The organism is Ramlibacter agri (assembly GCF_012927085.1).
GTDB classification, from domain to species: Bacteria; Pseudomonadota; Gammaproteobacteria; order Burkholderiales; family Burkholderiaceae_C; genus Ramlibacter; species Ramlibacter agri.
Map to the genome: position 1 here is coordinate 580655 of NZ_JABBFX010000001.1, position 10794 is coordinate 591448.

Annotated in this window: 8 protein-coding genes; 5 read left to right on the forward strand and 3 right to left on the reverse strand. The window is 70.4% G+C overall.

Features of this window, described 5'->3' with window-relative positions; genetic code table 11:
- Positions 1–657, forward strand: a complete 657-nt coding sequence (locus tag HHL11_RS02870) for an SPOR domain-containing protein (protein ID WP_169416932.1) — start codon at positions 1–3, stop codon at positions 655–657.
- 25 nt (positions 658–682) lie between these two features.
- Positions 683–1336, forward strand: coding sequence for a glutathione S-transferase family protein (locus tag HHL11_RS02875; protein ID WP_169416934.1), 654 nt, complete (start codon positions 683–685; stop codon positions 1334–1336).
- Here the strand turns inward: HHL11_RS02875 and HHL11_RS02880 are convergent.
- The 3 genes from HHL11_RS02880 to HHL11_RS02890 all read right to left on the reverse strand — a co-directional run bounded on the left by HHL11_RS02880 (position 1324) and on the right by HHL11_RS02890 (position 4092).
- Positions 1324–2793: a sensor histidine kinase gene (locus HHL11_RS02880; protein WP_169416936.1), complete on the reverse strand. Its 1470-nt coding sequence runs from the start codon at positions 2791–2793 to the stop codon at positions 1324–1326. The two genes, HHL11_RS02875 and HHL11_RS02880, sit on opposite strands and share 13 nt — an antisense overlap.
- Before the next feature lie 64 nt (positions 2794–2857).
- Complete coding sequence (locus HHL11_RS02885; protein ID WP_169416938.1) at positions 2858–3529, reverse strand: response regulator; 672 nt, start codon at positions 3527–3529, stop codon at positions 2858–2860.
- A gap of 95 nt (positions 3530–3624) precedes the next feature.
- A complete protein-coding gene (locus tag HHL11_RS02890; RefSeq protein ID WP_169416940.1) occupies positions 3625–4092 on the reverse strand; it encodes a MarR family winged helix-turn-helix transcriptional regulator in 468 nt (155 codons plus the stop codon).
- A 147-nt stretch (positions 4093–4239) separates the two neighbouring features.
- Between HHL11_RS02890 and recA the strand changes: the two genes are divergently transcribed.
- From recA to HHL11_RS02905, 3 genes are all read left to right on the forward strand, one after another.
- Positions 4240–5298 (forward strand): recombinase RecA, encoded by a 1059-nt coding sequence (recA, locus tag HHL11_RS02895; RefSeq protein WP_169416942.1) that lies wholly within the window; start codon positions 4240–4242, stop codon positions 5296–5298.
- 6 nt (positions 5299–5304) lie between these two features.
- A complete protein-coding gene (gene recX / locus HHL11_RS02900; RefSeq protein ID WP_169416944.1) occupies positions 5305–5754 on the forward strand; it encodes a recombination regulator RecX in 450 nt (149 codons plus the stop codon).
- Between the two features lie 75 nt (positions 5755–5829).
- The gene (locus tag HHL11_RS02905) at positions 5830–10779 is read left to right on the forward strand and encodes an O-linked N-acetylglucosamine transferase family protein (protein WP_169416945.1); all 4950 of its coding nucleotides are present in this window, start codon (positions 5830–5832) and stop codon (positions 10777–10779) included.
- Positions 10780–10794: the final 15 nt, after the last annotated feature.

Below are 10794 nucleotides of genomic sequence, written 5' to 3' on the forward strand. Positions count from 1 at the left end.
ATGCTGCGACTGATCGTCCTCCTGCTGCTGCTTGCGAATGGCGCCTATTTCGCCTGGTCGCAGGGTTACCTGCAGGCCTGGGGCCAGGGCCCGATGCAGCAGTCGGAGCCGCAGCGGCTGGACCAGCAGATCAAGCCGGAGGCCATCCGCGTGTTGAAAGGCGAGGACCTGAAGCGGGCCGAAGTGGCCGCCGCCCAGGCGCCCCGCCCGCCCGAATGCCTGGCCAGCGTGACGCTGGATGACGCCGCCATGGCGTCCCTGAAGCCGGTGCTGGACACGTGGCCCACCGGCAGCTGGAACTTCGAGCAGACCGTGGAGCCGCCGCGCTGGATCATCTACATGGGCAAGTACGCCGGCGTGGAGCAGGTGGCGCGCAAGCGCGCCGAACTACGCCAGATCGGCGTGAGCTTCGAGGCCCCGGCCAACCCGGACCTCGAGCCGGGCCTGTCGCTGGGCGGCTTCACCAGCGAGGCCGCCGCCAACCAGCAGCTGCAGTCGCTGGCCGAGCGCGGCGTGCACACCGCCCGGGTGCTGCAGGAGCGGCCCGAGCACCGGGGCCAGCGGCTGGTGCTGCCGGCCGTCGACGACAGCCTGCGGCCGCGGCTGGACGAACTGAAGGCCCCGCTGGCCAGCCGGCCGCTGCGGCCCTGCCGCTGATCCCATCGCATCCCTGGAGAAAGCCATGAGCCTGAAGCTGTACTACGCCCCCGGCGCCTGTTCCTTCATCCCGCATACGCTGCTGGAAACGACCGGCGCGCCCTTCGAGCCCATGCTGGTCAAGCTGCACAAGAACGAGCAGCAGCTGGACGCCTTCAAGGCCGTCAACCCGCGCGCGCAGGTGCCCGTGCTGGTGGACGGCGAGGCGGTGGTCACGCAGATCCTGGCCATCATCACCTACCTCGACGCGAAGTTCCCCGAGCAGCAGTTCCTGCCGAAGGAGCCGCTGGCCCGCGCCAGGGCGATGGAGACGCTGGCCTGGCTGAACAACACGGTGCATCCCACCTTCACGCACTTCTTCATGCCCTTCAAGTTCGCCGAGACGCCCGAAGGGCAGGCGGACATCAAGGCGCACGCGGCCAAGGTCTACCCGGGCCTGATGGCGGAACTGGATGCGATCGCGCAGAAGGCGCTGGCGAAAGGCCCCTTCCTGGGAGGCGAGCGCTTCGGCCCGCTGGACGCCTACGCGCTGACCGTGCTGCGCTGGGGCGGCTTCGCCAAGGTCGACCCGGCGCAGTTCAAGACCTTGTGGGCGCACGTGCAGAAGGTGGCGGAGCTGCCGGCCGTGAAGCGCGCGATGGAGCGCGAACGGCTGGAGCTGAATCTCTACAAGGCCTGAGCGTCGGCGGCGTGCAGCGCCGCCTTTTCCTCCGCCGCCTCGAAGCGCACCGTCACCCGCGTCCCCGGCGGCTTGTGGCCGGGACGGGCGTCCTCGAGGCTGATCGCCGCGCGGTGCTGCTGCGCGATCTCGCGCACGATCGGCAGCCCCAGGCCCGAGCCATCCACCTGGGTGTCCAGGCTGCGGTAGAAGGGCTGGAACACCAGCTCGCGCTCGGCCGGCGGGATGCCCGGGCCGGAGTCTTCCACCTGCAGCACCAGCGCGCGGCCGAAAGGGTCGGCCAGCACGCGCGCCGTGATCACGCCCGGCTGCCGTGCGCTGGACGGCGTGTAGTTGACGGCGTTGTCCAGGAGGTTGCGGATCATCTCCTTCAGCAGCGTCGGATTGCCCTCCAGCACCACGCCCGGGCTGCCCGGCTCGGCGCCGTCGTAGCCGAGGTCCAGGTGCTTCTCCATGGCGCGCGGCACCGTGTCGCGCACCGCGTCCACCGTCAGAGCCGCCAGGTCGCAGCGTTGCCGGACCAGCGTGCTGCCGCCGCTTTCCGCGCGCGCCAGCGCCAGCAGCTGGTTGACGGTGTGGGTGGCGCGCATGCTGGAGCGGCCGATCTGCTTCAGCGACTGCTTCAATTCTTCGGCGTTGAACTGCTCGCGCTGCGCCAGGTCGGCCTGCATGCGCAGGCCCGCGAGCGGCGTCTTCAGCTGGTGGGCGGCATCGGCCAGGAAGCGCTTCTGCGCCGCGATGGAGTCCTTCAGGCGCGTCAGCAGGTCGTTGACCGAGGACACCAGCGGCGCCACTTCCAGCGGCACCACTTTCTCGTCCAGTGGGCTCAAGTCGTCCGGCTTGCGGGCGCGGATGCGCTCCTCCAGTTCCGACAGCGGCTTGATGCCGCGCACCAGCGCCAGCCACACCAGCAGCACCGCCAGCGGCAGGATGCCCAGCTGCGGCAGCATCACGCCCTTGATGATCTCGGTGGCCAGCACGGAGCGTTTCTCACGCGTCTCGGCCACCTGCACCAGCGCCGGCGTGGCGCCCGGTACCTGCACCCAGGTGTAGGCCACGCGCACGTCGAGGCCGCGGATCTCGTCGTCGCGCAGGCGCGTTTCGCCCGGGGCGGCGCGATCGTCCTCCGAGGGCTGCGGGAAGTCACGTTCGCCGGAAAGCAGCTCGCCGTGCGGGCCCAGCACCTGGTAGTAGACCTGGTCGGAGTCGTCGGCGCGCAGGATCTCGCGGGCCGGCTGCGGCAGGTTGAAGCTGGCGTGCTGGGGCTGCACCGTGACCAGCTGCGCGAGCGCCTGCACGTTGTATTCGAGCGCGCGGTCGAAGGGCTTGCCGGCGATGCTCTGCGCCACCAGCCAGGTCAGCGCCAGGCTGACCGGCCACAGCAGCAGCAGGGGCGTGAGCATCCAGTCGAGGATTTCGCCGAAGAGGGAGCGCTGCTCACGCTGGAAAATCTTCATGCGGGTGGGCGTCGAGGGTTGGGCGTCGAGCGGAATTCACGCTGAACGCTCAACGCCGAACGCTCTACGGAATCTTCTCCAGACAGTAGCCGAGCCCGCGCACGGTGGCAATGCGGATCGGGCCCTTCTCGATCTTCTTGCGCAGGCGGTGGATGTAGACCTCGATGGCGTTGTTGCTCACCTCTTCGCCCCACTCGCACAGGCGCTCCACGAGCTGGTCCTTGCTGACCAGGCGGCCGGCGCGCTGCAGCAGCACCTCCAGCAGGCCCAGCTCGCGCGCGGACAGTTCCACCATGCGCCCGTCGATGGTGGCCACGCGGCCAGCCTGGTCGTACACCAGGGGACCGTGCTTGATGGTGCTGCTGGTGCCGCCCATGCCGCGGCGGGTGAGCGCCCGCACGCGCGCTTCCAGCTCGGACAGCGCGAAGGGCTTGGCCATGTAGTCGTCGGCGCCGAGGTCGAGGCCCTTCACGCGCTCCTCGATGGCGTCGGCGGCGGTGAGGATCAGGACCGGCAGCGAGGAGCCGCGGGCGCGCAGCTTGCGCAGCACCTCCAGGCCGTGCATGCGGGGCAGGCCCAGGTCCAGGATCAGCAGGTCGAATTCGCTGTTCGCCAGCAGCGCGGCGTCGGCTTCGGTGCCGCTCGCCACGTGGTCCACGGCGGCGCCGGAAGCGCGCAGGCTGCGCAGCAGGCCGTCTGCCAGCACCTGGTCGTCTTCGGCAATGAGGATCCGCATGCTTGTCTCCTTCGGCGCCTCTGCGTGCGCTCACGGGAGTGTAGGCTGGGTTTCGCGGCAGCGAACCCCAGCTCTCCTTTCCGCCTTGATGCACGTCAGGCCGTGCCGGCGTAGGCCTCCAGCCCGATCGCCACCACCGTCGCAACCTCCTCGCCCACTTCCGCGCGGAATTCACTTTCGGCCTGTGACACGGCGTCCTTGAAAGCCTGCAGCCAGGCCAGCCCGGTGGCCGTGAACTTGACGATGCGGGCGCGGGCATCGCGCGGGTCGGCTGCGCGCGTCACCAGGCCCCAGGCCTCGCACTGGTCCACCAGGTCGCCCATGGCCTGCTTGCTCATGCCGGCCTTCTGCGCGAGGTCCGTCAGCCGCGTCCCCTGCAACTCCAGGTGGCGCGTGATGTGGATGTGCGCGGCGCTCACCTGCGCGCGGGCGGCGAGGTTGGACAGCGCCAGCGGCACGTCGACGTCGTGCGACATCAGGTACAGCACCCGTTCGTCGAAACGCCGCACTGCGTGGCCGAGGAGCCGCCCCAGGTGCGTGAGCCGCCAGCCTTCTTGGTTCATATTTCACAGATCGTAAGGCAAACTGACCAAAAATACCGTTGTCCGGCGGCCACCTCGCTCGTTAAAGTACTGGCCATGTATCCAGCCTGTGCTTAAATCCACTGGATGAGAAAACGCCAACCTGTTGATTCCCAAGGAGAAACTTCGATGGACGCACAAGTCAAGGGCACCAAGATCGCCGCCGCCGACACCGAGAAGGCCAAGGCCCTGCAGGCCGCGCTGGCCCAGATCGAGAAGCAGTTCGGCAAGGGCACCATCATGCGGCTGGGCGAAGGCGAGGCCATCGAGGACATCCAGGTGGTCTCCACCGGCTCGCTGGGCCTGGACATCGCCCTGGGCGTCGGCGGCCTGCCGCGGGGTCGCGTGGTCGAAATCTACGGTCCGGAGTCGTCGGGCAAGACCACGCTGACCCTGCAGGTCATCGCCGAGATGCAGAAGCAGGCCGGCCAGTGCGCCTTCGTCGACGCCGAACACGCGCTGGACATCCAGTACGCGCAGAAGCTGGGCGTGAACGTCTCCGACCTGCTGATCTCCCAGCCGGACACCGGTGAGCAGGCGCTGGAAATCGTCGACAGCCTGGTGCGCTCCGGCGCGGTCGACCTGATCGTCATCGACTCGGTGGCGGCCCTGGTGCCCAAGGCCGAAATCGAAGGCGAAATGGGCGATTCGCTGCCCGGCCTGCAGGCCCGCCTGATGTCGCAGGCGCTGCGCAAGCTCACCGCCACGATCAAGAAGACCAACTGCATGGTCATCTTCATCAACCAGATCCGCATGAAGATCGGCGTGATGTTCGGCAGCCCCGAGACCACCACGGGCGGCAACGCGCTGAAGTTCTACGCCTCCGTGCGCCTGGACATCCGCCGCACCGGCACCCTCAAGAAGGGCGAAGAGGCCATCGGCAACGAGACCAAGGTGAAGGTGGTCAAGAACAAGGTCTCGCCCCCGTTCAAGACGGCGGAGTTCGACATCCTGTTCGGCGAGGGCATCAGCCGCGAAGGCGAGATCATCGACATGGGCGTCACGCACAACATCCTGGAGAAGTCCGGCGCCTGGTACGCCTACAACGGCGAGAAGATCGGCCAGGGCCGCGACAACGCGCGCGAGTTCCTGCGCGAAAACCCCGAGCTGGCGCGCGAGATCGAGAACAAGGTCCGCGAGAGCCTCAACATCGCGTTGCTGCCCGCCGAGATCGGCGCAGAGGAATAATCTTCCGTGGGCTTTGCGCAGCCGTCCCTGAAAGGCCGCGCGCTCAGGCTGCTCGCCAGCCGCGAATATTCCCGCCAGGAGCTCGAACGCAAGCTGGCCGAGCACGAACAGGAGCCCGGCCAGCTGCGGCAGGCACTGGACGAACTGCAGGCCAAGGGCTTCCTCGACGAACAGCGCGTGCTCGATTCGCTGCTGCATCGCCGGGCCCCGCGCCTGGGCGCCGGTCGCATCAAGCAGGAGCTGCAGGCCAAGGGGCTGGATGCCGAACGCATTGCGGCCGCCGTCGCCGACCTGCGCGCCAGCGAGTTCGAACGGGCGCGCGAGGTCTGGCGGCGGAAGTTCGGCGTGCCGCCGTTGGACGCGGCGCAGCGTGCGAAGCAGGCGCGCTTCCTGGCGGCTCGTGGGTTTGGTGGCGACGTCGTGCGTCGCGTCCTGAACGCGCCGGACGAGGAATAGCGCGCGCTGCCGGCGGAGCGCTTCGCAGGCCCTGGGGTAGAGTTGCCCGATGTCCATGACGCCCTCGAGCCTGCCTTGTTCCGAGACCTGCTGAATGCGCTGAGCGGCGGCCGCCGCAAGGCACCGGCCCAGCCGCCGGCGCCTCCGACGGAAAGCGCCGAGCAATGGCGCACGCGCGGCAATACCGCCCTCGGCGCGGGCCAGCTTGCGGAAGCGGAGCGGTGCTACCGCGAAGCCACGGCGGCGGACCCTGCCGATGCGCTCGCGCGCCTCAACCTGGGCTTCGCCCTGCTCGAACTACAGCGGCCTGCCGAGGCGGCGAAGGAGCTGGACCAGGCCATCGCGTTGCGCCGCAGCGACGACTTCCTTCACGAAGCCCACTTTCTCCTGGGCCGGGCCCAGCAAGCCGCCGGCCAGCCCGAAGAGGCGCTCGCCAGCTACGGCAAGGCGGTGCAGGCGCGAGCCGGTTTCGGCGAGCCCCTGGAGGCGGCCGTGCAGCTGCTGCAGCAGGCAGGCCGGCACGCGGAGGCGCTGGAGTGGGCGCGCCGCTGGGCTGCCGCGACGGGCTCGCTGGACGCGGCGCTCGCGGCCGCGATTGCGCTCTACGAGCTGCAGCGGCCGGTGGAGGCGCTCGCAGCGCTGGATGCGGTGCTCGGCGCGCAGCCGGATCACGCCAGCGCCCTGGAAGGCCGCGGCAACGTCCTGCTGCAACTGCGCCGCCCGCAGGAGGCGCTGGCCAGCCTGGAGCGGGCCGTGGCGCTGCGGGGCCCCAGCGCTGGCAGCTTGTCCAATATCGCGGCCGCGCTGCATGCCGCCGGCCGGCTGGAGGAAGGCTTGGCGGCCGCCGAACGGGCGCTTGCGTTGGACGCCGGCCATCGTGACGCGCTGTACAACCGCGGTGCGATCCTCGTCGGCCTGCTGCGGCTGGAGGAGGCCGCTCGGGTGCTGGGAGCGGCCCTGCAACTGCACCCCGGCGATGCCGACCTGCGCTGGAACCATGCCATCGCCTTGCTGCTGGCCGGTCGCCTGGAAGCCGGATGGGGCGACTACGAGGCACGCTGGGACGCGGCGGCGACGCAGCCGCATCCGGCGCGTCGCGACTACGGTTCGCCCGCCTGGACCGGCGGCGAGGATCTGCGTGGCAAGCGCATGCTGGTGGTTTGCGAGCAGGGGCTCGGTGACTCGATCCAGTTCGTCCGCTACCTGCCCCTGCTGCAGGAACGTGGCGCCCAGGTCTCGGTGCTGCTGCAGCGCCCCTTGCATGCCCTGGTCGCCGATGCCTTCCCCGGCGTGCAGGTGATGGCGAGCGATGGCCCGGTGCCGGCGAGCGACTTCCATTGCTTCATGTTGAGCCTGCCCGGGGCGTTCCAGACGACCCTGGCCACGATCCCGGCGCAGCAACAGCCTTATTTCCGCAGCGACGCGCAGCGCCGCCGCGAGTGGGACCAGCGCCTGGGCCCGCGGGGTGCTCTGCGCGTCGGCCTCGCGTGGTCCGGCAACTCCGCGCACCAGAACGACAGCAACCGCTCCATTCCGCTCGAAGCGCTCCAGGCCCTTGCCAGACCGGGCGTGCAGTTCGTCAGCGTGCAGCAGGAGGTGCGCGACAGCGACCTGCCGGCGCTGCAGGCCTGGCCCGGCGGGCTGCTGCATTTCGGCAAGGAGCTGCGGACCATGGCCGACACCGCGGCCCTCATCGACAACCTGGACCTGCTGGTCAGCGTCGACACCAGCGTGGCTCACCTGGCCGGCGCGCTGGGCAAGCCGACCTGCGTGCTGTTGCCCGCCTGTCCCGATTGGCGCTGGCTGCTGGAGCGCGAGGATTCGCCCTGGTACGCCGGCATGCGCCTGTTGCGGCAGCAGCGGGCCGGCGATTGGACTCCCGTCCTGGGGCGGGTGCACGCGGAACTCGCGCAGCGCGCGGCTGCGGCGTCGGCCGACCCGCAAGCGCAAGGCCAGGAGCTCCTTGCCGCAGGCGAGGCGGCCGAGGCGACCGGGCGTGTGAGCGAGGCGCAGGCCTTTTACGCGCGCGCGGCGGCAGCCTTGCCGGCCGCCCGCGAGCGCCTGGCCGGGGTCTCCCAGGCGCTGGAGCTGTACGAGGCTGCCCGGCGCGAGTCCGCCCGGGGGAACGCGTCGCAGGCCGAGGCATTGCTCCGGCAGGCCCTGGCGGCGAAGACGGGCTTCTTCGATGCATGGGTGCTGCTGGCCGGCGTGCTGGAGGCAGATGACGCGCAAGGCGCCGCCGACGCCATTGCGCAGGCGTTGCGCCTGCAGCCTGAACAGGCCAGCGCCCTGTTCCAGCAGGCGGGCTTGCTGCGCCGGCTCGGCCAGCTGGACGCCGCGACCCGATCGGCCTGCCGGGCCGCGCAGCTGCGGCCCGACCAGCCCGAATACCTTTCGCTGGCCAGCCTGCTGCTCTACATCCAGGGCTTCGTGCGCGAAGGCCTGGAGCCCCTGCGCCGCGCCATCGCCGCGGCGCCGGAGCGCCTGGCCCTGCGTTGCCGCGAGCTGTTCCTGCAAAGCCTGGTCGAGGGCGAGACCGCGGAAAGCCTGTTCGAGCGGCACGTCGCCCTCGGGCGAGAGCTGGAAGCCGCGGTCCGTCCGCGGCAGCTGCCGCCGCCGATCGCTGCGAAACCGCGGCTGCGCGTGGGCTTCGTGTCGGAAGACCTCGTCTCGCACCCGGTCGCCCTGTTCCTGCTGCCCCTGCTGGAGCACCATTCGCGCGAGCGCTTCGAGTTCGTCTGCTATTCGAGTTCCAAGGGCGCCGACCACGTGACGCGCCAGATGCGCCAGCTGGTCGACCGCTGGGTCGATGCGCGCGAGCTGCACGACCTGGAACTGGCCGACCGGATCGCGGCCGACGGCATCGACATCCTCGTCGATCTCGGCGGCCACACGGGCAGCATCCGCCTCGGCGTGTTCGCCGCGCGGCCGGCGCCGGTGCAGGTGAGCTGGCTCGGATACCTGAACACCACGGGCTTGACCCGCATCGACTACCGCATCACGGACGTCCGCGCCGATCCGCCGCAGCTGTCGCAGCACCTGCATACGGAGCGCCTGCTGTACCTGCCGCACAGCCAGTGGTGCTACCGCCCCTTCATGCATGTGGAGGCCGCCGCGACGGCGCCCTTCGAGCGCAATGGCTACATCACCTTCGGCTCGTTCAACAACGTCACCAAGCTGACGGAGGACATGCCCGCGCGCTGGGCACGCATCCTCAACGCCGTTCCCTCCTCGCGGCTGGTCGTGGTCACGGTCGCCTCGGATCGCAAGCGGGCCGCCGTCCGTGCCGCCATGGAGCAGGCCGGCTGCGCGCCCGAGCGGGTGCAGTTCATGCCGCGGCTGGATCTCGAGGGCTTCTACCGGCTGATGAACGACGTGGACATCGCCCTCGACACCTATCCCTGCGGTGGCGGCACGACGACCTTCGACACGCTCTGGATGGGCGTGCCGGTGCTCACCGCCACCGGCCCGCTGCCAGTGTCGCGCAGCGCGGCCGCCGTGGTCGGCGCGCTCGGGCTCACGGACTGGATCGCGGACGGCATCGGGAACTACGAGGCCCTCGCCATCGAACGCGCGCGGGACACCGCGACCATCGCGCAACTGCGGCGCACTTTGCGCGGCCGGATGCGGGCGTCGCCGCTGATGGACGAAAAGCGCTTCGCCGCCGACTTCGAAGCGCTGCTGCAGCGGGCCTGGCGGGAACGCTGCACGGCGCTGGCCGTGCCGGCGCGTCCGGCTGCGCCCCTCGACCTCGACGCCGCTTTCCGCCAGTTCCAGGACCTGCTGGCGCAGGGCCGCTACGCCGAGGCGCTGGCCATCGCGGAAAGCGCCGGTGCCCAGGCCGGGCCGAGCGCGGCGCTGAACATCAACAAGGCCGTCGTGCTGGAGAAGCTGGGGCGCTTCGACGAAGCCCTGGCTTGCCTGGACGAAGCGCTGCGCCTGCAGCCAGGCCGCCGCGAGGCGCAATTGAACAAGGTGGCGACGCTGATGGAGGCCGCCCGCCCGCGCGAAGCCATCGCCTGCGCCGATGCGCTGCTGGCGGCGCGGCCGGACGATGCCGACCTGCACGTGAACCGGGCCTTCTGCCACCTGCTGCTGGGAGAGTTCGAGCAGGGCTGGGCCGACCACGAGTGGCGCGGCCGCAGCGCGGGCCTGAAGGCGCCGCTGCCGCAGGCCGAGTGCCCGCCCTGGCAGGGCGAGGACCTGGCCGGCCGCACCATCTACGTGTATGGCGAGCAGGGCTTCGGGGACAGCATCCAGTTCATCCGCTACCTGCCGGAGCTGGCCCGCCGCGCCGGCACGGTGCTGCTGCAGCTGCCGCTGCCCCTGGTGCCGCTGCTCGGCGAGCTGCCTGCCAATTGCCGGCTCCTGCCCGAACGTGCGGTGCTGCCGAAGGTGCATTTCCAGGCTTCCCTCATGAGCCTGCCGGCGGTACTGGGCACCCGCCTGGCGACGGTCCCCGCGCCCGTGCCTTACCTGCGCGCGGAGCCGGCCGCCGTCGCCGCCTGGCGCAAGCGCCTGGGCAGCGATCGCCTGAACGTGGGCATCGCCTTCAGCGGCAAGCCCACGCACGTCAACGATGGCCGCCGCTCGATTCCCCTGGCGGCTTGCCGCACGCTGGCCAGCGAAGCCTGCTGCTTCGTCATCCTGCAGCCGGAGGTGAAGGCCGCCGACGCGGACGCCCTCGCGGCCTGGCCCGAGCTGTTGCACGCCGGCCGCGAACTGCGGCACTTCGGCGACACGGCGGCCCTGGTGGAGGCGCTCGACCTGGTGATCAGCGTCGATACCAGCGTGGCGCACCTGGCTGGCGCGCTCGGACGGCCCGTGTGGCTCCTGCTGCCGCACGTGCCGGACTGGCGCTGGCTGCTGGAGCGCGAAGACTCGCCCTGGTACCCCACTGCAAGGCTGTACCGGCAGGGCCCGGAGCGCAGCTGGCACGCGCCCCTGGCGCGTGCACGCGACAACCTGCGTGCTCTCGTCACGCAGCGGGCCGGCTCGGCGGGTGTACCGCGGGACCTCGGGTAGAGTAAAGGCTGGTCT